The 23,494-nt window shown below is 60.0% G+C and carries 20 protein-coding genes and 1 pseudogene; 11 read left to right on the top strand and 10 right to left on the bottom strand.

Translation table 11 applies throughout. From position 1 onward, the window contains the following. Positions 1-96: 96 nt before the first annotated feature. Positions 97-510 carry a hypothetical protein gene (locus QMX88_RS13250; protein ID WP_282369966.1) on the bottom strand — a complete coding sequence of 138 codons (414 nt, stop codon included), beginning with the start codon at positions 508-510 and terminating at the stop codon, positions 97-99. A 251-nt stretch (positions 511-761) separates the two neighbouring features. Continuing rightward, a complete protein-coding gene (locus QMX88_RS13245; protein WP_282369964.1) occupies positions 762-938 on the bottom strand; it encodes a DUF3606 domain-containing protein in 177 nt (58 codons plus the stop codon). A gap of 1,604 nt (positions 939-2,542) precedes the next feature. Here QMX88_RS13245 and QMX88_RS13240 point away from each other — a divergent pair. Continuing rightward, positions 2,543-2,884 carry a hypothetical protein gene (locus QMX88_RS13240; protein ID WP_282369962.1) on the top strand — a complete coding sequence of 114 codons (342 nt, stop codon included), beginning with the start codon at positions 2,543-2,545 and terminating at the stop codon, positions 2,882-2,884. A 63-nt stretch (positions 2,885-2,947) separates the two neighbouring features. Here QMX88_RS13240 and QMX88_RS13235 read toward each other — a convergent pair whose 3' ends face one another. Further along, positions 2,948-3,448 (bottom strand): hypothetical protein, encoded by a 501-nt coding sequence (locus QMX88_RS13235; protein WP_282369960.1) that lies wholly within the window; start codon positions 3,446-3,448, stop codon positions 2,948-2,950. Positions 3,449-3,830: 382 nt separating this feature from the next. Between QMX88_RS13235 and QMX88_RS13230 the strand changes: the two genes are divergently transcribed. From QMX88_RS13230 to QMX88_RS13210, 6 genes and pseudogenes are all read left to right on the top strand, one after another. Next, positions 3,831-4,250, top strand: a complete 420-nt coding sequence (locus tag QMX88_RS13230) for a hypothetical protein (protein ID WP_192171978.1) — start codon at positions 3,831-3,833, stop codon at positions 4,248-4,250. A gap of 877 nt (positions 4,251-5,127) precedes the next feature. After that, a complete protein-coding gene (gene umuC / locus QMX88_RS13225) occupies positions 5,128-6,408 on the top strand; it encodes a translesion error-prone DNA polymerase V subunit UmuC (protein ID WP_282369989.1) in 1,281 nt (426 codons plus the stop codon). A gap of 289 nt (positions 6,409-6,697) precedes the next feature. Further along, positions 6,698-7,771 (top strand): annotated as a pseudogene (locus QMX88_RS29690) (methyl-accepting chemotaxis protein); the annotation flags it as partial. After that, positions 7,754-8,626: a methyl-accepting chemotaxis protein gene (locus tag QMX88_RS29685; RefSeq protein WP_442969456.1), complete on the top strand. Its 873-nt coding sequence runs from the start codon at positions 7,754-7,756 to the stop codon at positions 8,624-8,626. The pseudogene QMX88_RS29690 and the gene QMX88_RS29685, both read left to right, overlap by 18 nt. Positions 8,627-8,957: 331 nt before the next feature. Beyond that, positions 8,958-9,176, top strand: a complete 219-nt coding sequence (locus QMX88_RS13215; RefSeq protein WP_192171940.1) for a hypothetical protein — start codon at positions 8,958-8,960, stop codon at positions 9,174-9,176. A 147-nt stretch (positions 9,177-9,323) separates the two neighbouring features. Then, a complete protein-coding gene (locus tag QMX88_RS13210; RefSeq protein WP_192171939.1) occupies positions 9,324-9,542 on the top strand; it encodes a hypothetical protein in 219 nt (72 codons plus the stop codon). Positions 9,543-9,601: 59 nt separating this feature from the next. Here QMX88_RS13210 and pseH read toward each other — a convergent pair whose 3' ends face one another. Then, complete coding sequence (gene pseH, locus QMX88_RS13205) at positions 9,602-10,156, bottom strand: UDP-4-amino-4,6-dideoxy-N-acetyl-beta-L-altrosamine N-acetyltransferase (protein ID WP_282369954.1); 555 nt, start codon at positions 10,154-10,156, stop codon at positions 9,602-9,604. Between the two features lie 167 nt (positions 10,157-10,323). On the opposite strand from pseH, the gene QMX88_RS13200 reads away from it, so the two are divergent. Together QMX88_RS13200 and QMX88_RS13195 are read left to right on the top strand one after the other, a co-directional pair. Beyond that, a complete protein-coding gene (locus QMX88_RS13200; RefSeq protein ID WP_282369952.1) occupies positions 10,324-10,656 on the top strand; it encodes a DUF883 family protein in 333 nt (110 codons plus the stop codon). Positions 10,657-10,777: 121 nt separating this feature from the next. Then, a complete protein-coding gene (locus tag QMX88_RS13195; RefSeq protein WP_282369950.1) occupies positions 10,778-11,065 on the top strand; it encodes a DUF2934 domain-containing protein in 288 nt (95 codons plus the stop codon). Between the two features lie 74 nt (positions 11,066-11,139). Here the strand turns inward: QMX88_RS13195 and QMX88_RS13190 are convergent, their stop codons facing one another. Together QMX88_RS13190 and mltA are read right to left on the bottom strand one after the other, a co-directional pair. Then, positions 11,140-12,351, bottom strand: coding sequence for an MFS transporter (locus tag QMX88_RS13190; protein ID WP_282369948.1), 1,212 nt, complete (start codon positions 12,349-12,351; stop codon positions 11,140-11,142). 119 nt (positions 12,352-12,470) lie between these two features. Then, on the bottom strand, positions 12,471-13,628 hold the full coding sequence (gene mltA / locus QMX88_RS13185) for a murein transglycosylase A (RefSeq protein WP_282369987.1): 1,158 nt from the start codon (positions 13,626-13,628) through the stop codon (positions 12,471-12,473). 289 nt (positions 13,629-13,917) lie between these two features. Between mltA and QMX88_RS13180 the strand changes: the two genes are divergently transcribed. After that, positions 13,918-14,604 (top strand): hypothetical protein, encoded by a 687-nt coding sequence (locus tag QMX88_RS13180; protein WP_282369985.1) that lies wholly within the window; start codon positions 13,918-13,920, stop codon positions 14,602-14,604. 119 nt (positions 14,605-14,723) lie between these two features. After that, the gene (locus tag QMX88_RS13175; RefSeq protein ID WP_192171935.1) at positions 14,724-16,718 is read left to right on the top strand and encodes a methyl-accepting chemotaxis protein; all 1,995 of its coding nucleotides are present in this window, start codon (positions 14,724-14,726) and stop codon (positions 16,716-16,718) included. Positions 16,719-16,787: 69 nt separating this feature from the next. Here QMX88_RS13175 and QMX88_RS13170 read toward each other — a convergent pair whose 3' ends face one another. The 4 genes from QMX88_RS13170 to QMX88_RS13155 all read right to left on the bottom strand — a co-directional run bounded on the left by QMX88_RS13170 (position 16,788) and on the right by QMX88_RS13155 (position 23,371). Continuing rightward, the gene (locus QMX88_RS13170; RefSeq protein WP_282369943.1) at positions 16,788-17,234 is read right to left on the bottom strand and encodes a CBS domain-containing protein; all 447 of its coding nucleotides are present in this window, start codon (positions 17,232-17,234) and stop codon (positions 16,788-16,790) included. Between the two features lie 160 nt (positions 17,235-17,394). Then, positions 17,395-17,847 carry a type III secretion system chaperone gene (locus QMX88_RS13165; RefSeq protein ID WP_282369941.1) on the bottom strand — a complete coding sequence of 151 codons (453 nt, stop codon included), beginning with the start codon at positions 17,845-17,847 and terminating at the stop codon, positions 17,395-17,397. Positions 17,848-17,906: 59 nt separating this feature from the next. Beyond that, positions 17,907-22,697 carry an AvrE-family type 3 secretion system effector gene (locus QMX88_RS13160; RefSeq protein ID WP_282369939.1) on the bottom strand — a complete coding sequence of 1,597 codons (4,791 nt, stop codon included), beginning with the start codon at positions 22,695-22,697 and terminating at the stop codon, positions 17,907-17,909. 80 nt (positions 22,698-22,777) lie between these two features. Further along, positions 22,778-23,371 carry a GNAT family N-acetyltransferase gene (locus QMX88_RS13155; protein ID WP_282369938.1) on the bottom strand — a complete coding sequence of 198 codons (594 nt, stop codon included), beginning with the start codon at positions 23,369-23,371 and terminating at the stop codon, positions 22,778-22,780. Positions 23,372-23,494: the final 123 nt, after the last annotated feature.

Below are 23,494 nucleotides of genomic sequence, written 5' to 3'. Positions count from 1 at the left end.
CCGGTCAGTGCGCAGGATCATCATCGCTCAGCAGGGTGCTAGCAACGGCTGTTGGAAACCAATTTAGCATCACTAAAGCATTGCACGAGATTGCCCTCAACGAAGCCATTTACCCGCCTCCCGGGCGGCTAAGCGAGTCTGAATATGCACTGCTCCACACCCTGATGCCTCGCACTGGAGGTGGTCGATGTCTTTGGCCGCAGCCTCCAAAGCGCGAAGATAATATTGCTCGACCCAGCTTTCGTCGAAGATCGTTCGGCCCTCCGGCGTACCACGCTCGAATATCCTATGGGGCGTGTTGGGGTCAACGGCGATCGCCTGGGCGTCGACATTGCGCTCACGCAGCATCCGCGTAAGCCGGTCAGCTTCTTTGCTGGTGGCACAGCAGACACGGTCGCCGTCTTTCAGGCTTTCCAGTAACGAGGTGGTGCGACCGGTGCCGCGCGATGCTTGAAAGTAGCAGCGTGCCATCCCCTTCAAGGCTTGGCCGATTCCGAAGTGATCCATCATCTGTCTCCTGTCGATTGGGCATTTGAACGCGGGTCGCGCTTCGCGCCGAGTGGTATAATTCCGCAAATGCCCGAGCGAAAACGCCGCCCAGCTTTAGGGCAAATCGCAGTCCTATGGAGTCCGTCGCAGTCAGTTTGACTGGCGCGGAGACCCAGCAATTGCTGGACTTGAGCGGACTCGAAAGCAGGCCTATAGGGTTCAAATCCCTAGGATATCTAGTTCCCTGCGGCGCATCGCAGGGATGTATCCATTTATTTCCCAAGCCACTTGCGGACGTCGACAACCATTGGCCCGACAGCCTTGACTGCGGCCTTGAGCTGCTCTTCGGTCACCCCGAGCTCTTTGGTCCAGTACTTCAGCTCCCAGTCTTCGGAGGTATTCACCCTAGCTCTGTCCTGCGGTCCGCGGCTGCCTAAATTATCAGCCATGTTCAACGTCCTTACGATTAGCCTGGCTATTCCAAGCCAACGAAGCATAGGCCATCCCGAAGACCGAATGCGGGCAAAACATTCCACCGGAGTGCGCCTGCCCGTTGGAGAAATCAGTTCCGAAACTCAACGTGAGCCCCGCGTGGATTGCGGTCTGTGGCCCGGTGGTTTTGAAAAAGTATCGAAACGCAAGTAACCCTCAAAGTAGCGGCCTGCTGGTTTTTTCATAACGGTCTTGAAAACCGCGTCGGTGCTTGTGGCGGTCACCCGTTTTCTAGCTACTGTAGCGTCATGTGTGAGAAGTTTTACGCTTAAGACTAAAGTCCTATCCAGGCTTCAGCGAGCCGCCGGCTATGCTCTAGACAATAAGATCACACATTATAAAGGAGGGCAGGATGCCCCAAGTAAATGGACGCAGTCGGAGCCAAATAGCGAGGATTCAGGCAATGGTGGACTGGCATCTTGAGATCGCGGCTGAGTTGGAGCGCTCCGGCAAGTTCGATCAGGCACGCCTTCATCTAATTCGAGCGAACCTGTTGAAGCCTGCCGCGACGACCCCGAATTGACCCAGCAGAGCATGGCCCCGAACATTGGATCGCTGGAATTTGTGATGGGTCAGGTTGATCGCAGCAGGGGTGCCGACGTGTAATTACGATGCGCAAAACCTCCCCTGAAGGCGGCGTATTTCGTTTGCAAAATCACAAAAAAGCTCGTACTTTGCGAAGCTGTTAAGACTCAATTATCTAAGAAAATCAGAGGCTTGCAGGACCATAGCCCCCAGCATGGGGTGCTAGGGGTCGAGTGTTCGAATCACTCCGTCCCGACCATATTTTTCAATGACTAAGCCCAATCTTCTCAGGTTGGGCTTTTTCATGTCTCGAGATTTTCGGGGCTCATCCTGTCTTCATTTTTGCAGACATAGCAATTCCTCGTCCGCCGTGCGCCGGCAGGCTTCAACGTGGAGGTGTGGACGGCGGCATTCAATGCACTACCGTCAGATAACGAAATTGAAGTGGGTTGGTTTGCGATGCTCGTGCTGCTCGGGATTGCCCAATGAGCCATGGCTCTCTTCTTGCTGTCCTTCGATCTGGATGCTTCAGCCGCAGCCCTGTTCCTTTTCGGTCTGGCCATGATTTGACCAAGCACCTTTACGGTCGCGCCGGTACTTCCCGCGTCGTTGGCTGGTACGAGTCCTTGAAGATAATGTTGAGGGGCTGGCTCTGGGGACCGATGCGCCAAGAGTTTCGCTCTCCAGCTCGCCTCACACCGGTAGTCATGTGGATAGAGGTAAGAGGGGGATGGCAGGCCTTCGGCGGCAATGGCAGATTCCAAGGCATCAAATTTATGGATGGATGCGCTACCGGGTTGTCTGAGGGAATGCTGCGACCATTCGGGAAACGGGATCATGACTGGCTGATCGCACAATCTTCATCAGCGTGCTCATTGTGCATACTGGACGCGAAGCCTGAGCAGTTGGCCCGATGGTCGCTTTCGACGGTGGCAAATAGCTCGGCGTCTGATGGGTTTCAATGCTGCGTTTTAGAGTGCGGGTCGCCTTCGTAAGTAGCGTGCGCGCCGAACTTTTGTTCATGGGGAGTTTTTGAATGTCGTCGGTCAGAATGTCTGCTCTGCCGCTTTGTCTGGCCCTGTTGGGCTATGCCGGCAACTCTTTCGCGAGCCCGGAAGATGAAAAGCAGCAAGGCCTTGTAGTGCTGGTTGCAATGGAGCAGGTCTGCAATAACGCGAATCCTGGCATGAAGAGCGATGTTGAGAACGCCATGGCATCGGATTCCACCATTGATGAGGCAACAAAGGCGGAAGTGAGAAAAATCAAATCTGACCCTGCCTATAAATTCAAGGTTAGCAGCATGGCCGACAACTTGATGCACTCCCCAATGGGGGCGTATGTCGCCAAAGACATGTGCAAGAATTACGGCTCGAAATAGTCAGTTCCACCGCAGCGCACCCGAAAATCACCGAGATCGTTGCTCAGTATTCGAGGCTGACGCTCAGTATTTCGTATGGAGGTGCTGTGCGTCATCTCGCTTCATGGCGCTGATGCGACCGAGCGTCCAGAAGGAAATTCCGAAGAAGAGCAGCGAAATCAGTACGCCGCCGCTCATGATGTAAAAACCCGGCCGAAAGCTACAGACGTTGGCTGCGACGGCGCTGTACTCCGGAAACCAACGCGAATAGATCAGGGTGACGTCTTCGTCTACTCCGCAGTTTTCCCTCTCGCCGCATCCAGTGTCCAGGTATTGCCCTTCGTGAGGTCGGTTATCTTGGTCCACGTAACGGTAGTGGACGATGTTAGCAAGTCGGTTTCTCGGGATTTCCTCCAGCTGCGTCACCGTGCCGGTCACTTGGGCCCCATTCCACTGAAGGGCTGCGTAGGTGAAACCTTCGTTTCTAGCCATCGCGGCAAATGCTAATAAAACACAGCATGCGATAGTTAGCAGGACGACCCGGTTGTACAGATGGTCTAGTTCTGCCTCACGTGGATTAAACATCCAATGCTCCATGGCTTACGGGGGAATGTGTACCTATCGGCGAGGTACACAAGAACTTTATCGTCATGGCCAGCCAGGGCCAGGCCGCTTCTCTTCTGCTTCATGACCCGCGCGGTGCACCTGAACCGCCAGCAAGTTGGAAACTGGGGCCAGCCTGTTGCCCCGACTGCTTGCAATGGTTCAGAGGGCGATGTACCCCATACAGAGAGTTGGCACTTAACGGACACCCCCTTTTCGATGCGCGGACGGGCAGGGGGGATCGCACCTTATATGAGCAGTAAGAGAAATGTAGCATTAGGCCATCTATGGGCGATTTAAGTGTGTACAATGCGCGGCGCTCAGGTCCAGCTCTGGCTGAGCATTATTTATATAGGGAATTCAGATGTACGCTCTTCGCAACTTGTCAGCAGCCGTTCTGTTAGTTTTGACTGCTGGCTGTGCCTCCGGTTTGGATCACACGCAGGAATCTGAACTGGCTGGCTATCGTGCCAACCATCTTGACGTTCAAGAAAAAAGTCCAGGCCTGGCCGCAGGACTGGGCCTCCTGCCTGGCGGTGGATCGTTCTACGGGCGCGCTTACGGCTACGGCGTTGTCAACCTGCTGCTGTGGCCATTGTCCATTATCTGGGATCCTGTCAGTGGCTACGACGCAGCTGAGTCCATCAACTATCAGGCATCAAAAGCTCATGTAGCCAGCTTGAAGCGCCGGGACATGGATCGTCTTGACGCCAAGCTTTCAGCTAACGAGATTGATCTGAAAACCTACACCCTGGAAAAGCGAAAAGTCGACAATCTGTACTAATTATCCTGAACAGGGGGAGAGTCTGCTGTGATGAGCTGAACTTCAGGCTCGGTACTCATCGTGGCCGAAATTGCCTTATCCTTTCCCAGCGGCAGGCTAGTTGTTCTGCCGAGCTGGGTATAGCCTCCCCGATGAAAGCGCCGAGGCTCGTCGAAAAGATATTGCAGTAAAACCTCGACGAGCTCGTCGACATGAGTTGCATGAGCCGGTTGAATGCATTCATCTTGCTGCGAATGAAGGCACCACGTGTGCCTTCAATAACATCCTGGCTGATTCGGCGGTGTGCCATTGCAAGGAATGGTTCCGGCTCTGTGTATGCCCCGATAATCGCCCTGGCTGAAGTGGTTACACCCCGACAGCATAGCGACTGCAATGACCAGTAAAGCCAGCATCCCAGATTTCATCTTGTTTTCCCTATATGTGTAAGTTTGACTTGCATTCGCAACCTCTGATTCCTCACATTTCCCACTTCCGTCACACTTCGAACCCAGCGAATTGTCCCGCCGGCGTGCCGCACATCGCCATACCCTCAATACGAGCCGCCGGCGCGACATCGTAAGCTCGATCAGCCAAAAGTCGTATCCATTAATGACCAACTGCTCTGGCACAAGCCCCTCAGAGCAATGGTCCGCAGACTCGTAGATCGAGTAGCGTCCGCACCTACGGTCACCCGTCGAAAATCCCTACACAGTACATTGACCGGAGGCAGGCTAGAACGTTAACTGTATATACGTACAGTTATTCACGGCAAGGCTTGCATCATGAGCGTCACCTTTCTTGGCCCATCGTCGGCCGGCGCCGAAAAGCTGCGTCTTTACTTCTTTCACGTACCGGCCGATCGGGTGATCTGGGGCGTGGTGATTCAGCGTTCGCGATCATGACAAAGCCTGAGCCCGTCTTTGCGCTGATCGACTGCAACAGCTTTTATGCGAGTTGCGAGCGGGTCTTTCGGCCTGACCTCGCCAAAACGCCCATCGTGGTGTTGTCGAATAACGACGGTTGCGTGATTGCCCGAAGCTATGACGCAAAGCCCTTCGTGAAAATGGGTGCGCCTTACTTTCAGATCAAGGACCAATTACGCCGAGACGGTGTGATCGCCTTTAGCAGCAATTACGCGCTGTATGGCGACATGAGCGAGCGGGTCATGAGCATCATCGAATCGATGGTCCCCGCGCTGGAGGTCTACAGCATCGACGAGGCCTTCGCTGACCTTTCTGGCATCCCCGGCGACTTGACGGCTTTCGGCAGGCAGATTCGGGCGACCCTCTACAAGCGCACCGGCATTCCGGTGGGCGTGGGTATCGCTCGCACCAAAACACTGGCAAAACTCGCCAATCACACGGCAAAACGCTTGCTGGCGAAGACCGGCGGGGTGGTCGATATCTGCGATCCGTTCAACCGCGACTGGACGTTGCGTAACACGGACGTCGGCGAAGTGTGGGGCGTGGGCAAGCGCATGAAGGCCCATCTCGAAGTCATGGGGATCAAGACCGCGATGGATCTGGCGAAGGCCGATCCCTGGACGCTGCGGCAGAAATTCAGCGTTGTGATCGAGAAGACTGCGCGCGAGTTGTCGGGAACTCCATGCCTGGAGTTGGGGGAGGTCGATCCGCCGAAGCAGGAGATCTGCTGCAGCCGAATGTTTGGAAGCCGTTTGACGACTATCGAGCCCATCAGGGAAGCCGTCGCCACCTATACCCAGCGCGCCGCGGAAAATCTTCGGGCACAGAACTCGTTGTGCAAAAAAATCCGGGTCAGTATCCGAACGGGGATGTTCAATCCTGAGGAGGCCAAATATGCCAACGGCGCTCTGGTCGAATTGCCGTACCCCACCAATGACGTGCGCTTGATGACGAAAGCGGCAACGGAAGCGGTCAACCGGTTATTCCGGGAAGGCTTCAAATACAGCAAGGCCGAAGTCCTTTTAATGGACCTGCGGCAGCCCGGCGAATTTACCGACGACCTGTTCGCCCATTCGCAACCCGTGGAAGCCGAGAAGGTGATGAACGTGCTGGATAAGATCAATGCCAAGTGGGGGCGTGGAACGCTGCGCGCGGCGAGTGTGCCGGCTGCCCCTGAGTGGGCCATGCGGCGGGATCTGATGAGTCAGAGCTTTACCACACAAATCGGTCAGCTGTGGATCGTGAGGTGCAATTAGGGTCATCGCTGTCAGAAACGAGCGTTGCACGTGGTTTCCCTTAATTCCACCGTGGCACCCGCTCCCGAATGGCGAAAATCAGCCATTCGAATGAGGTTGGGCGTGCCCTTCAACCCTCCCGAACGCAGAGCCCGGGTTCTGAAGCCTGGCCGGGGGCCGAGGGTGATAAACGATGATCGATAGAGAAATTCGAACTAAATCATCAGTTTTAACGATGATCCTTTTGATTAACTTTTTATATAAGGAGTCGATAACAGAGCATTACGAAAAAATCAAAGGTTAAAAGGCGATGAGATCCAACTGGTTGGATAATTTGAAAGTAAGCAAGAAGCTCGGCTTGGGCTTTGGTGCCATTCTGCTGGGCGTTCTGGTGGTTACCGGGATTGGTTATGGCAGCGCGAACCTGCTTATCCAGCGACTGGAGAAAGCAGCCAGGGTCGCTGAAGTGAAAGCCGATATGCTCGACGTTAAAGTGGCGTCGCAAACCTACGCGGCCAGCCCCAGTGCCGGCGCTGCGGAAGCGTATAGCGTTGCCCTTGCGTCATTGAACAGCACCATCAATAAAGGTTTGCAGATCCTGACCGTCGCCAAAAACGTGGACATGCTCAGGGGGATCGATAACCAGGCAGCAGAACTCAAGAAAACCTTCGATCAACTGGTCAGCAACAACCAGAAAATCGATGGGGCGATGAAACCGTTGATCAAGGTCTCGGATGAAGTAAGCGCGACCTTCGAGAGCCTGCTGCAGAAGACGTTGGACGATGCTTCAAACTCGCCAGACCAGGCCAGTATCGACCATGTGAAAATTGCAGGCGACCTGCGCAATGGTATGACCAACTTCCGTCTGGTATTCCGTCGTTACTTGAGCATTCCTACCGAAGACAATCGCCAGGCCACTTTTGCGACTGCCGACGCGCTGGTTAGCCAGGTGGCTGAAGCCCGAAGCCAGTTACCCGCGCAGTCAACTGCAGCCGTTGACACCTCGCTTGTCGCGCTCCGGCAGTACAAGGAGAACATGGCGACGATCTCGCAGATGCTGCAACAAAATGACCAGATACGTGACGCGTTACAAAAGCTCACGACCGACACCGTAAAAAGTGTCGAGGACTTGATGGCCTCCCAGGTCGTTGCAGCAAACAATGAAAAGAGCAATGCGATCATCCAGTTGTTCAGTGTTGCGTTAGTGGTGCTGTTACTGGGTGTTCTCGCCGCAGCATTGATCACCCGCCAGATCACTCGTCCACTGAACGACAGCGTCATCGCTGCCCGTCGCATCGCCGATGGCGACCTGACCTACGACATTGGCACAGACCGGAAAGACGAACTGGGCCTGCTGCAAAACACCATGCAGCACATGACGTCTTCCTTGCGTGAACTGATTGGTGGCATCGGACAGGGCATTACCCAGATCGCAACCGCCGCCGAAGAGTTGTCGGCCGCGACCGAACAGACCAGCGCTGGCGTCACCCAGCAGAAACTGGAAGTGGACCAGGTGGCAACTGCCATGAATGAAATGGCTTCAACCGTGCAGGAAGTTGCACAAAACACCGAGGATGCGTCGCGTGCGGCCCGGCAAGCGACCGAGCGTGCGGCCCATGGCAGCACGGTCGTACAGCATGCAACCAAGGAAATCAGTCAGCTGTCTGGAGAGGTCGGGCAGTTGGGCGTGGCAATGCAGCGTCTGACCCATGACAGCGATAAGATCGGCAGCGTCATCGACGTGATCAAGGCCGTGGCGGAGCAGACCAATCTGCTCGCACTCAACGCCGCCATCGAAGCTGCACGCGCCGGCGAACAGGGTCGCGGCTTTGCAGTGGTGGCCGACGAGGTCCGGTCATTGGCTCAGCGGACACAGAGCTCGACCACTGAAATCGAAGCGCTGATCCAGGCCCTCCAGCACGGCACTGTGGAAGCGTCGAGCTTGATGGACGCCAGCATGCGGCGAACAGAGGGCACCGTCGAGCTGGCGCGGCAGGCCGAGCAAGCCCTCGTAGAGATTACGCGTTCCATTGGCACGATAGAGCAAATGAGCCAGCAAATTTCGGCTGCGGCCGAGGAGCAGAGCGCGGTGACCGACGAAATCAATCGCAGCGTGATCAGTGTTCGTGACGTCGCTGACCAGTCTGCTACCGCGACGGAGCAGAGTGCTGCCTCGACATTGGAACTGGCACGCCTGGGCAATACGCTGCAGAACATGGTGGCTCGCTTCAAGGTGTGACGACCCCCACGGTGGGCTGCACAAAAGAAACCGCTTCGGCGGTTTTTTTTTCCGTAGCATTCAGTGCGTTGCTCAGTGTACAGGCCTGTTGAAGAGTCATCTCGAGCGACTGGCTGGGCCGAAGGCTGGGCAAAGAGGGGAGCCGGGGAACAGACTGGCTCCGGGGGGCAGATCTTGAAATGCGCCTGTGGAGGCCGGCCTGATCGCGATGACCGGCAGATCAGTTTCCATCGGCTTCACGCGCCATTCATCTTCCACCGGGCACTAATCCTTCCTGATGCACCTCTGTCCTGTAAGCGCAGATTTCCTGCGACTCGTACTGGAGGTCATCATGGGTATCGAAGACAACGGGCCAGATAACGCATATCAGGGTCCAGCGGAGCCGGGCAGCGAAGAAGAGATTTATCCCGACACGCACGCTGATAACGAGTCAGCCCGGCAGGGTGAAGACGCGGCAACTGCAGCCCGAAACAAGGGGCTGGATGAGATGGAGATTCCTGACAATCCGCCTGTCGACGAGGACGAAGAGCCCTCTCCCGGTAACAGCTAGCGGCCGATGTCACACCAAACCCCACCCAGCGTGGGGTTTTTCTTACAACACGACGAATGTGTTACACAAACGAGCCACTCGTCGGAACGCGAGCACTAACAAGGGGTTGGGCACTCCATTCATTAATCAAAAAATAAGGTGCCCCGGATGAGACCTCAGACCAACGATATTCCTAACGCACTCGACCTGATCAGCGAGCTGGATCAGGCAACTGAGCAGATGATGTCTATCCCCGTCGAGCACATCGGCGGCATGCAATGGGAAGAGGCTTTCGTGCGGCAGCAGAGCGCTTTCAGAAAATGGCGCGACTATTTGTACTGCAAAGCCGATGAACGCCCGGCGGTTCGCCTGCTTAACATCGCCTGATCTGCGAACAGCTCCACCCGCATCAAGCCAAGCATGGGCGCTCATTTCTGCACAATGCGTTAGCGACGTCCTGCAATCCGCTCCACCGCGGCTAGCACCTTGGGCCGCTGCGCCTGCCATTCACTTTTGGTGATACCCAGCAGCACGGCGTCGATACGCTTGCCATCGCGCACGATGTGCTCCCGCCGTACGCCTTCGATCACGAAGCCGAATTTCTGGTGCATCTTGATCACCCCCGGGTTGATCTCAAGCACTTCGCAATTGAGTTTTTCCAGTCCTGCGGCGCCGAACGCGTGGTCGAGCATCCACAATTCCACCTGACTGCCGAGCCCTTTGCCCTGCAGCGTGGTGTCGAGGTAAAAGGCCCAGTCTGCCGTGCCGTGGGTGGTGTTGATGGCGCTCAGGGACACAACGCCAACGGGCGCAGCTTCCATCACGATGACGAAGACCTGCTGCCGGGCGCTGTCACGCAGCCCCTCAAGCCAGTTCAGATGCTCGGCCTCGCCGATTTCATGGTCCGTGTACATGAACTTGCGCACGTCTGGCTGGTTGCGCAGTTGCCGAACGCTGGCCTGTTGATCGGCGGGCAGTTCGAGGATCGGCACGACTTTCATTGAGTCCCTTTTAAATACGTCATACGGCTGTTGAATCCGATTCAGGCTGCACCGCGAGCGGTGCATGATCAATTGCGGTGCGGCGAAAAGAGGTTTTTTCGAAGTCACTGGAACGAATCGATTGGCGATTTAGTCAACCTTTCTCACACCCAGGAGGCAAAACTATTATGGCAAGCGATATCACCGAACAACTGCGTGACGATCTTTATCAGAAAACCCGTTCCGAGCTGAACACTTTTCTCGACGAGACCAATGCCTTGCTGGCGGCAGGGGATGCCTTGAATGAGGATCGCACCACCCAGGCCCGTGAGCGGCTGAAGGATTTTCTGGCCCGCGGCACCAGCGCAGTGACCGAGATCGAGATGGAAGCCCAACCTGCGCTGACCCGCGCGGTGGGCATTGCCAAATCCTACGTGACGACCCATCCCTGGGCCGCCGTCGGCGTGGCTGCAGGCCTTGGCCTGGTTGCCAGCCTGTTGCTCAAACGCAACAGGGATTGAGGAGGCCATCGTGGTTCGCCGCCGATTTCCGGTGGATCCGTTAAGTCCGACCAGCGGCCGGCTTGCGTTCGCCGGCCTTTGCACGCCCGTCATTTACCCTCGTTATCGGCTGGTACTATTCATGGCGGGTACCGTAGCGGAGGCTGGATTCGGCACCGCTCTGGCGCCGGCCAATGTCCTGCGCAAGCATCAATGGGGGATACGCATGAATGTCGACGAAGACACTGTTCGTCAGTTGGCCCAGTTGATCTGGGAGTCCGAAGGCAAGCCTGAAGGGCAGGAATCCCGTCACTGGGAAATGGCCACACGCCTGGCGGAGTCCGCTGCCATGGCGCCGGTTCGCACTTCAAGCAAGCACAAGGTCGATACGTTGTTCCCGTCGCCCGATGAGGCAGACCCCAACGTGTGACAGGTCTGGAGCTCGCCCGGACGCAGTGTCAGGGCAGAGCTCGGATCAACCGCGCAATCAAACAGCTCGCGGCATCAGACTGACCCGGAAGCCTGCCGGGCAACGCGGCGATCACCCTGCCGTGCATCCATCAGCGCCCAATACCACATGCCCAGACCGCCCAGCGTCAATGCCGCTGCCGCATAGCCCGTGGCCGGCAGGCCGTATCCCGCCGCAATCACTGCGCCACCCGCCAGCGGCCCAATGGCGTTGGCCATATTGAACGCGCTCTGCACCAGTGCGCCCGCGAGAGATTGCGCATGGGGCGCAACGTCCATCAGGCGGGTTTGCAGGATCGCCGCCAGGCCCACGCCGCAACCAATGAAAAACACCAGCGGAATGAGCAGCCACAGGTTATCGGTGGCCGAGGGATACAGCGCCAGCACCAGCGCGGTGAAGCCCAGCGAGACGCCAGCGGCGAGCATGGTGGCGCGGTCGGCGGCCCAGCCGCAGATCAGATTGCCCACCGTGGTACCCAGACCGAACACCGCCATTACCACCGGAATCATGAAGCTCGATGCATGGGTGACCTCGATCAGGGTGGCGGCCAGATAGGTGTACACGCAGAAGATCCCGCCGAAGCCGATCCCGGCGATGCCCAGGGTCAGCCACACCTGCCGCGAGCGCAGGGCGTTGAGTTCGCGCAACGGGCTGGCGTCTGCCTGGGCAGGGGACGCGGGGGCGAGGCAGCGGATCAGCACCGCCGTGATGGCAGCCAGCCCGGCAACAATGGCCATGCCCCAGCGCCAGCCGATGGTCTGGCCGATCCAGGTGGCGAACGGCACGCCGATGATGGTGGCGATGGTCAGCCCCATGAAAACGCGGGAGACGGCCTGGGCGCGGCGATTCTTCGGCACCAGGGACGCGGCCAGCAGCATGGCCACGCCGAAATACGCGCCATGGGGAAACCCGCTCAGAAAGCGGAAGAACACCAGCCACGGCAGCGAAGGCGCCACGGCACTCAGCCCATTGGCGATTCCGATGAAGGCAGCGAGGGCCACCAGTAGCGCCCGTCGCGGCAGGCGTACGCCGAGGACCATGATCACCGGTGAGCCAATCACCACGCCCAATGCATAGGCACTGATGGCGTGCCCGGCGAGCGGCTGGGTGACCTGGAAATCGCCGGCAATAAACGGCAGCAGGGTCATCGAGGCAAATTCGGTGGTGCCGATGGCAAACGCGCCCATGGCGAGGGCGAAGAGCAGCCAGCCCATGTTGAAGTCATGCGGGGTGTCGGAGGTATTCATGGGAGATCGAGAAGGGTTTCCGGGAAGAAGCATGCTGTGATGCCTGAAACCGATTTCAGTTCAACCCGCGATACACGCCGCCTGACGCGGGTGGCGTATCAGGCGGCGGTTCAGCTCGATCAGTCCTTGGGTTTGGCATCCGGCAGGGCCGCACCTTTAGGCCACAGCATCCAGATCTGGCCTTGCTGCTTCATATTGCCAGCCAGCTCGCCGGCCGCGTCGCCGGTGCCCCAGAACATATCGGCGCGGACTTCGCCGGCGATGGCGCCGCCGGTGTCCTGCGCCGCAACCGGGCGTACCAGCGGCGTGCCGTCGGGGCGGGTCGATGACAGCCACAACAGGCTGCCGAGGGGGATGACCTTGCGATCAATCGCCACGCTGTAGCCAGCGGTCAGCGGCACGTTCAGCGAGCCGCGCGGGCCTTCGGTGCTGTCCGGGCGCTGAGTGAAGAATACGTAGCTCGGGTTGCTGCCCAGCAGTTCATTCACGCGTTCGGGGTGCGCAATCGCCCAGTCGCGGATGCGGCCCATGGACACTTCGTCCTTGGTCAATTGCCCTTGCTCCACCAGCCAGCGGCCGATCGGCTTGTACGGGTAGCCGTTCTGATCGGCATAGGCGATGCGCAGCTGACGGCCGTTCTCCAGCTGAACCCGACCCGATCCCTGGATTTGCAGGAACTGCAGGTCGATGGGGTTTTCCAGCCAGGCCAGCACGGGGGCGTTGGCGCCTTTGTTGCCGATGGTGGCGGCGTCGTCGTAGGGACGCAGCACGCGGCCGTCAAGGCGCCCGCGCAGGCGCTTGCCCTTGAGCTCGGGATAGATGCTGTCGAGGTTGACGATGATCAGGTCATCGGGCACGCCATACACCGCCACCGGGTGTGCGTCGTTGCGCTGCTCGCTGCCTTTGTAGATGGGCTCGTAATAGCCGGTGATAAGGCCGTTGGCGCCGTGCTCGGAGGAACGCAGGCTGTAGACCTGCAGCTGGTTCTTGAGAAAGTCGCGCACCGCCGCAGGATTTTGTGGCACCTGGGCGGCGAGGGCGCACGTGCCACCCCAGACCGGGTCTTTGGCCAGACGCTTGCACGCCGAGAACCAGCTGTTGTAGCCCGCCATCAGGTCGGTGTCGTTCACCGCCGGCAGTTTGTCCCACTCGACGCTGACGTAGGTCGTCGCTTCGGAGGGCTTGGTCTTCGGCGCACCGCCGTCACAGGCGGCGAGCAGGGCGATCAGGGGAGCGAGGCAAAATACGAAACGGCGCCAGAGCAGGCTTGTGGTCATCACGCGGGGTGTTTCCTGAGAATCATGCGAAGGCGGCTAGCTTGGTGAAAGCGGACGGCGGCGTCAAATGGATGAGGGAATCATTTGCATGAAAGCTCACATGTCTGCCGAACCGCTTTAAACGCGGATTTGCCGCCGACATTGCACTTTTTTGCCTTCAGCCGTTCTGACCTTGGCCGGGACGCGCTGATGAACGCGGTGTCCCGTTCGTTGAAACCTGGGATTGATGCTCGCCGTGTTCACTGTTTTATCCGTTTGCCGTCACCTGCGCCCGCTGTTTGCCCTGTGCATGCTCGGGCTCTGCGCGGCGGGTTGTACGCGCCAGGACGGCCGGGATGTCGCCACGCAGTTCAGCGAGACCCGCCCCCAGGAGTTCTTCCAGACCAGCGTGGACCGCATGGCCACACTGGCCATGGCCGACAACCTCGACAGCCTCTATCTGCTGATGAACAAACTCTACCTGCGCAATCCCGGCGAGTGGCGCAAGTCCGGCTTCGTTGACGCCGCAAGTGCGGAGCGCAACGTGCGACAGGCCATCGAGCAACAGAAGCCGTTGCCGCAGTTGGGCACCCGGCGTGACCTCGCCGCGCTGAGCTACGCCCTGAGCCCGGAGTTTCTTGGCGACCGCGTCGGTGCGTTCATCTATGCCATCGGCAGCATGCTGGTCACGGCCCACGGCGGGCGCCTGGAATTTTTCATGACCGACCAGATCAACCCGACCTTCGTCAGCAACGCCGCGCGCAATATCGAGAAGGCCACCTGGCTGCTGAGCCAGCGACAGAACGCCAATGGCGAGCTGTTGCTGTTCTCCAACGAAATTTCGGAGGAGGGCAGCAACCTCAGTTTTGCCACTGAATTCGGCAAGATCGTGGCGCGCCTGGATCTGCTCACCCAGATGCTCGACGAGCGATATAGACGCATCGGTTTGAATTACGCCCAGAGCCTGCTGTTCCTGAACTTCCTCCCGGTGCAATGACGCCCCGCCGGGCCGGGGGAAAAACCTTTTTTTTGCGCCCCTCATCCTTGGCGACTTTCGGTCGATAGCCCATCAGGAGTATGCAAAACAATTACAAAATATTTGGCATGGGGACGACGATGTTTAAAACAGTGCAGGCGCGCTATACGGTCATATTTGTGGCCTTGATTGTGGTGATCGCGGTGATCACTGAACAGGGCATCGTTCACTTGGTCACGCCCAAGGTCCGCGCGACCCAGGAGCAGGTAGTCCTGAGCCAGGTTGATCAGATCGGCACGCGTATCCTGTCGGACTTGGCCCGCGTAGAGGCCCAGTCCCGGGCGATCACCCAGGCGGTGCCGCTGCTGGACAGCGATGGCATCGACAAGGTGCTGCCAGGCCTGGTTGATCAGTACGGCGATCAGAAAGTCTTTGGCGGCGGCGTCTGGCCGATGCCGGACAAGCGCACCCCGGGGCGCAACAAGCACAGCTCATTCTTCCACCGTGACGGCAGTGGCCAACTGGTGGTGAGCACCTTCTGGAACTCCGACCCTGCGCCCAACTACTGGGAACAGCCATGGCACCGCGCCGGGCAGAACGCACCCAAGGGCAAATGCGCCTGGGCCGCTGCCTACCAGGACGAAGCCAGCCCGCAGCCGCGCACCAACTGCGCCATGGGCATCTACAAGGATGGCGCGCTGTACGGCGTTTCGACCATCGACGTCACCCTGGGCTTCTTCAACGGCCTGATCCAGGAAAAGGAAAAAGACATTCAGGGTCAGGTGATGATCGTCGAGCGCGACGGCAAGATCCTGACCAACCAGAGCCGCATCCCCGGCGAAATCATCCTCAAGAACATTTCCGGCTTCAGCGGCCAGTCGATGTTCGCCAAGGCCATTCAGGAGGGTCTGGGCAAGATCTCCGGCGACGCTGTGTATTCCCAGGAATACATCGACCCGCAACTGGGTGATCTGACCTTCTTCCTGCGTCCGGTCGCGGGCACGCCGTGGGTCATCGCCACGTCGCTGCCGACCGCCATGCTCACCGCCAGCAGCACCGAAGTGCTGAAGACCCTGGGCTGGTTGCAGATCCCGCTGGTCATTCTGTTGCTGGTGGTGCTGGGCTTTGCCTTCCACCGTCTGCTGGCACGCGTGACCGTTCTGCGCACCAACATCGACGCGCTGTCTTCGGGTGAGGCTGACCTGACCCGCCGTATTCCGATCAAAGGCCAGGACGAGCTGGACGCTGTTGGCCATTCGGTCAACAAGTTCATCGCCTTCCAGCAAGCCATGATTGTCGAGGTGCGCAACGGCACCGAGCAGATCTCGGCCGGGCTGGTGCAGTTGCAGGATCAGTCGCGCAACATCAACCAGATCCTCAACCGTCACGCTTCGGAAACCGATCAGGCGGTGACCGCGATCAACGAGATGAGCGCCACCGCCGACAGCGTCGCCGAGAGCGCGACGCAGACGGCGAGCTTTACCCAATCGGCCAATGACGCAGCGCAGCGTTCCCGTGACGTCGTCGACGAAGCCTCGGTCAGCGTGCGGGCCTTGGTGGCGGAAGTCGAAGACGCGACGAAATACGTGCAGGAAATGCAGGTCGATGCCAAGCGCATCACCGATGTGCTCGGGGTTATCGGCGGCATCGCCCAGCAAACCAACCTGCTGGCCCTCAACGCGGCCATTGAAGCGGCGCGGGCAGGTGAGCAGGGCCGTGGCTTTGCGGTGGTGGCCGATGAGGTGCGGGCGCTGGCCGGTCGTACCCAGCAGAGCACGTCGGAGATCAACGAGATGCTCGCGCGGCTGGAGCAGGGCGTGAGCACTGCCGTGGGCGCGATGGAAAAAACCAAAGTCAGCTGCCAGTCCACCGCCGACCGCACGTCGCGGGTCAACGAAGGCCTGGATGGCATGGCTGGTTCCGTGCTGCGCATTCATGACCTGAGCGCGCACATTGCAACGGCGGCAGAGGAGCAGAGCGCGGTGACCGAGGAGATCAACCAGAACATGATCGCCATTCGGCACATGGTCGGTGAGCTGGTGGGCTGTGGTCAGCAGACCGACACCAGCGTTGACGCGCTGATGGCGTCCAACGAGCGACTGGTGGCGATGATCGATCGCTTCAAGGTTCGCTAACCGGCGATTCATTCACTCGCACAACACAAAGCCGGAGCCCTTAAAGCTCCGGCTTTTTCGTGTGGATGCTCAGTAGCTTTCGCCGCGAATGTATTCCTGCATTTTTTCGATCAGCCTGGCCTGCTCGGCGATGGCCGCCTTGACTAGGTCGCCGATGGACAGCAGACCGATCAGCCGGCCTTCGTCCACCACCGGCAAATGGCGCAGCCGGCGGTCGGTCATGATGTTCATGCAGTGCTCGACGGTGTGCTGCGAACCCACGGTCTGTACGTCGTGGGTCATGATCTCGCTGATCGGCGTGCCGGCCGAGGCGCGGCCCTTGAGCTCCATCTTGCGGGCGTAATCCCGCTCGCTGACGATGCCAACCACCTTGCCATCGCGCACCACCGGCACGGCGCCGATGTTCTTTTCGGCCATCAACTTGATCGCCTCGAGGACCATCTCCCCAGGCCCGACGGTGTGAACGTCAGCGTGATGCGGGTCTTTCAACTTCAGTAGTTCTGCTACGGTCGTCATGCTGGCCTCTCCGGCGCGTTTCTTGTGAGCACGGCCGGTCTGGCCGTGCATAGAGAATCGTCGAGAGATGGCATTCCGGCAAGTTTGAAAGCGCCATGCCCGGCCCTGAAAGCGTCACCGGCCCGGTTTCCCGACGCAGCATCGGCGCGCCGGCACGATGTCAGCCGATCCGCCGCGACAGGCCACCGTGTCCCTGGGCATGAGTCGGTGCCTTGGCCGGCGATGAAGGGCGCTGTTGCAGCAGGCCGGCAACGTCACGGGTCTGCAGGACGAACCCTTGCACCCAGTCCACGAAGGTCATCTCATCAAGGGCCTTGAGCGGCAGTTGTGTGCACAGGCGAACCGAGTGCTGCTCATCCAGCGCCAGCCAGCAGCCGCTCATGGCGCCGCTGTCGAAGTTGAGCCTCATCAGCCGCTCGTACAGGCTCGGGTCGGGGCGCAGCGACAGTTTGCAATGCAGGATCGCGACGTCGCCGCCCGCCGGGATCTCGATGATGACCACTTCGCGGCCCTCGTCGAACAGCGCGCACACGCCGTTTTCGAGTTGCAACGCCGTGCCCAGTTGTTTGCCCAGTGCCTGAATGCAGGCGTCTTCTTGTGTCGTCGTGTTCATCATCTGCGGTGTCCTGTCCGGGGTTTCGATTGAATCAATGGAAAGTCATGGGCGTCGGCCTAGCGCGGCCGGAAGGCGCCGTTGCCGACCTGGCCCAGTTCAAGGGCGGGCTGCGAGTCGCCACGGTCGGCAATGTCGCCGTCGGCGGTGGCCTTTTTCGGGTTGGTAGGGTCCATGCCGTACTCGAAGGTGACTTCGCCCATCAGGCGTTCGATGCTCAGTGCGCTGCCACTCTTGTAGCTGACGAACGGGAAGGGCGTGCCGAACGAGTCTTCCTTGGCTGCGGTCTTGAACACCGCGATGCTCTTGATGCGCAGATTGTTCTTGTCGCCGAGCATGTCCTTGAGCATCGCGTCGGTCAGGCTTCCGTCCAGCGCGCCGGTTTCGATGCGTTCCTTGATGTCGTCGCGGACCTCAAGCTTGATTTCCGCGCGAGTAGTGCCCTTGGTGTCCTTCATCGCGTCGAGCAGGCCTTTGAACTGCGGGTCGGCGCTCATCATGTCGTGAATGCGCCGGGCGTTGCCTTCGTTGCAGTCGCGGCCGAGCATCTGTTTGACGCGGTCGATCTGCCGCTTGGACGGCGCGGCCTGATCCAGCCGGTTGACGTTGTTGTGCTTGACCACCATGTCCATCAGCGACATCAGGCTCGAGCCCTGGCCGGCAGCGGTGTTCTGCCGGTCGAGCTGGCGCAGGCTCTGGCGCGCGGCGTATTGCGCGTCGTTCTCGTCTGGCGTGGCCGTCAGGTATTTGCTCTTGAGGTCCTGCAGCACCTGCTCAGGATTCTTCCCTTCAGCCGACGGATTCTTGCTCATGCCGGGGAAGGCCTTCTCCAGTGTTTCGCCCAGGGTTTTGACGTCGGCGGTCTGCAGCGGCAGGGCGTTCTTGAAGCGCACGTCGTAGCTCTTGCCGGTCTTGTTGTCGAACGCCAGTGTCGCGCTGACCCCCAAGGGTGCACCGCCAGCCACGAACAGGTTGCTGGGGCGCGACGTAAAGACGGTGCTGAACATCCGCGCGTAGCCGGTCACCGAACCTTTTTCGAGGAAGCGGGCGCGGTTGCTGCTGTAGATGTCGGTGTGCAGGCCATCGCTGCCATGGCCCTCGGTGCGTTCCCGTTCGGCGCTGAGCAGTGACACGGTTCCCAGCAGGCCGGCGCCGAAGCGCATGAAGCCGGCGACGGGCTCCGCATCGGTCTGGCCCTTGTTGGTACGGGATTCCAGGTTGACCCCTGCATCCAGGTCGAACGCGTGCTTGCCGGTGGTGCGCACTTCCTTCTCGACGCCACGATCCATCAATTCCATCGGTTTGAGGCCACCCTGGGTCGGGCGCTTGCTGCTGGCCAGCGGCGTCTGCATCAGGTCGGCCATGAAATCATCGATTTCGTCGTCACGGATGAAAAAGCTCAGCGCCGTGCTGTTGGCGTATTTGTACTTGGCGTCCAGGCTGCCGCCGAACCAGCCACCGTTGGACTGGATGTTGGCGTGGCTGTCGCCGGGCGTGGTTTTGGTGTCACTTTTGCCGCCACCAAAACCGAAGCTTCCTGTGCCGCTGATGGCGCCTTCGCGGCTCATCGACACTTTCAGGCCGCGATCAAAGCGGGTGAAGGTCAGGCCGTAGGTGCGCTCCGGATCGATGTTGCCGCGAAAACCGAGGAAGGCCGGTTCCGCCGGGCCCGCGACGCCGCCGGTGATACCGCCGCCGTAGTTGCGGTTCAGCTTGACGCTTTCCCGGGGTTCAAGATCGCGAAGCGCCTGGGTCAGGCTGCGCGTGACATCGGCGTTATTGGGGCCGGCAGGGGTTTCCAGTCCCTGCAATATGTTGCGCTTGAGCGGGTGGTTGTCCTTGCGCAAGTGCTTGAGCAGGTTCTTGGTGGCGTCGTAACTGGCTTCGAGGGAGGCGTGGTCACGAAAGCCCGCGTCGGTGTAGCGTTTGACCGGGCTGCCTTCGTAGGTGTCGTTGTGCAGGGCGGCCAGCGCCGTGGCGATGGGGGCGAAATCCTTGGCGCCCGGTTTTTTCACTTCATCGGCGAACCCGTCGAGGGCGGTGCTGATGTCGTTGAGCACCTTGACGTCCAGGGCCAGGCGGGCCCGCAGCAGCGCCTGTTTATCGCCCTGAGTGCGGGAGCCATCCAGCGGTTTCTCCGTGTTGCGACGCTCCAGGGTGAAATGCGCATTCTCCAGCGAGTCGAGCAACTGCCCCAGCTCATGGGCGTTGTCGATGCCGCTGTGGCGCATGACGCCGGCCACTTGCGGCAGCATGTCGTTGGTGCGCGGCTTGCCCCGAAAGGCCGGATTGACGGTGCCGTTCTTCAGCAAGGCGCCCTCGTCCTGAGCCAGTTCACGGAGGGTTTTCTGCAGGTCCTCGGTGACGCTGGTCTGGAACCAGTTGAACAGCTCTGCCAGCTCGCCCGATTCATGTGACGTCAGGCGGGGCGCCAGGTCATCAATGCGCTGTGCCATTGGCCGCCCCGGCGCTCCGGTCGCCGTCGTCGCGCGGGTGTGGAGTTCGCGCAGCAGCGCGGTTTCTTCGGTGTAGATCGGCCTCAGGCCTTCGCGGCCTTTCCAGGCGTGCTGGAGGCTGTCGGCCGGCACTTTCGCCGCGCCGGTCAAGGACAGATGAGCCGTCAGGTAATTCTGCCTTAGGGTGGCGGGGGCATATTGCTTCACCTTCATGCTCTCGACGTTGTTACTGCCCATCACGTTGACGGTGAGCTTGGCCGAGCCCCTGCGCAGGGTTTCCGGCTCGGCGGCTGCCAGCCGATTGAAGGCCGCGTGGTCATTGCGCGGGGCCGCCGGCGCGGGTGTTGCGGCTTCCCACCCGGTCGCGGTTTTGACGAATTCTCCCGCGCTGGTGGTAGCCACCAAACGTCCGTCGTGATGGGGGCGCAGGTCCTGAAGAACGGCCCCCGGCGGGGTGGTCGGGCCCTGAACCGCTTGCCAGGCCCGCTGAGGATTGAGCTTTCGAGCGTTGGCATCGTCGCCGCTCAGCCGAAACAGGGCGCCGCCGCGCAGGGCGAACCAATCCTTGCCGCCCGTGCTGATCGCCTGGATATCACCGGTGCCGGGTGGCTTGGGCAACTGCGCGCGTTCGCCGTTCTGGTCATGCAAACGCAGTTCACCGTCGCTCAGGGTCATGAAATTCTGATCGTTCTGTACCGCCAGTTTGTCGGCGACCAGATGCTCGGCGCCGCGCAGGGCGGTGCCCTTGGCTTCGGTCCCGCGACCCTGCAGGGCCAGATCGGCGCCGCGACCCATGTCATGGGCGGCGGCCTGGGGCACCACTTTCAACTGTTTGAGCTTGCCGTCCTTGTCGATGATGTAAGCGAAGCCGTCCTGGCCTGCCTGCAGGGCTTTGATGTCCTTTTCGGTGGTCTTCTTCCATTCCTCGGTGCGCGGGTCCTGGACCAGCAGCGTGTTGTCGTGGCTGGCGATTTTGCCCCGTGGCAGCTGGATTTGCGCGGCGGCCTCAGGTGTCAGGACAGGCAAGCCGTGCTGACGGTCCATAACCAGCGGCGCCATGGACCAGCCGGGGACGAAGTCCTGTCTTTTGTCATCCCATGCGGCGCTGTGCTCCAGGCCTTGCTGATCCTTGACTCGGGCGTGCAGGACATTTTTATCGTCGTGGAAGAAGTCGCTGACGGTGTGATTGCCGAAGGCAGCCAGCAGGGCGGGTGAGGGTGGCGCTGGCTGCAGCGTGAGCTCGCCCGTGACGAGCATCGTTTTCTTGCGATCATCTACGGCCGGCATTGTCGCCTGCAGCAGTTTGCCCGACGCCGTCGTCGCCAGCAGGCGCTGCCCCGCGATGGCCACCGATTTGGGTTTCAGCGCCTCGTCGTTGTCCGTGCCGGTGGGCGTGATCAAGTGGTGCACATCGTGCACGCCCGCGCCCAGGGCATTGCGCTGCACCAGCAAGTGCTGGCCTTGAGTGTCTTCGCTGAGCGCCATCAGTTGACCGTCCGGCGAGCGCCCCAGCGCCGTGACCTTGTGATCGAAATTCAACGGGGTATTCAGATCATTCAGCGAATACACCAGGCCTTCGCCGTTGAGCCCGAACAGGTTGCCAGCGCCGATGTTGTGCAGGGTTTTCAGCGTTGCGCCCTGGGTGTTCTCATGCCACTGGCCCCCTTGCAACGCGTACAGCTTATTTTCGTGAATGCGCCAGGCCATGTTGTTGGCGTCTTTGTGCACGCCGGTGACCTGCGCGCGGTGGGCATCGGTGGGCATCGCCACATCGAAGGCGTTGTTCGCGCGTTTTTCACTGCTTTTGAACAGGGAAATGGCCGCGTCACTGGCATGGGCGTGGAGCAGCCGGTGCTGCGTATCCACCAGCAGGTATTCGGTTTTCTCTGCACTCTGATTGAGCTCCGCCAAGCCCTGATAACGCTGGTCGTGCTTGCTCAGAATGCCTTCGAGCAGGCGCTCGGTGCGGTTGGGCTGGCCGGAGCCGCCAAAAGTGAGTTGCTGATTGTGCAACGCCATGCTCAGCCGGGTTGTCATCGCCATGGCGGGTAGCTGGGTTGTCGCAGGACCGGTGGGCGGCACCGGCGCGTTCGCCTGTGGCGCGGCTGATGCAGCGGCCGTAGTTGATGCCGCCGCCGCGTTGGGTGCGAGCGCAGTGTTGGTGGTGTTCCCGGCCCCGGAGGCGCGTGGGATGGACGAGGCATCGCCCGGCCGGGCCTTGAACAGACCGCCTGCGAAGTGGCGGCTTTTCTGCAGCGTCGACCGGCTGGCAGTGGCCATGCGCGCCAGAACGTTTTTACGCTGCGTGGGGCCGGTTGCCGTTGCAGCGGCAGGGTTCAGATGGGTGGTGCCGACATTGGTGGTCTGGCCACGTGAGACTGTAGGTAAAGCCATGCTGACGCCGTCCGTGCAAGTGAGTACTTTGCAGGGTGAGTGGCGTCAGGCAGGCAGGTGGTTCCCGATTAACGAAAAGATCAGGCAGGTCCGTCAGAGGGTTTGCGCCGGGGGCGGGAGATCACCGATTCGATGTTCTTGCGCCCGATCAGCAACGGGCTTTTGGCTTTGCGCGAGGCCGGCATGTCCGCCAGCCATTTGTACATCACCAGACAATCCACCAGCCCGAGCCGGGCATGGCGGTAAGCGCGGGGCAGACGGCCGACGATCTCAAAACCGAGTTTCTGCCAGAGCGCGACGGCGACGTCGTTGGTGGCGACCACGGAGTTGAACTGCATGGCCGAGAAGCCGCTGTCCAGCGCCAGTTGCTGGGAGTGCTCGCACATCAGGCGCGCGACGCCACGACCGCGCGCGGCCGGGGTGACCATGTAGCCGCAGTTGCTGACATGGCTGCCAGGGCCGGCAGCGTTGGCCTTGAGGTAATAGCTGCCCAGCAATATGCCGTCTTCTTCGGCGATCAGCGTGTGCAGCGGGTATTCCAGCCACAGGTGCCGGGCTTGCTCGACGCTCAGGTCGGGGGCGTAGGCGTAGGTTTCCTGCGCCAGAACAACAGCCTGAAAGGTGGGCCAGAAGACCGCGAAGTCATCGGCGGTCATGGGGCGGATGTGGATCATGGATCAATTCCGGAATTCGGGGAGAGGCAGGTGCTTGCGGCATAGCACTTGTTGGAGTGACCGGGGTGGCGCTGTACGTTGCTCACAAAGAGGTTCTTTCAGCCGCTGGATATTTAGCGGCTG

It is taken from the genome of Pseudomonas sp. PS02290, assembly GCF_029960075.1.
GTDB lineage: Bacteria > Pseudomonadota > Gammaproteobacteria > Pseudomonadales > Pseudomonadaceae > Aquipseudomonas.
This window is presented reverse-complemented; position numbering and strand designations above follow the sequence as displayed.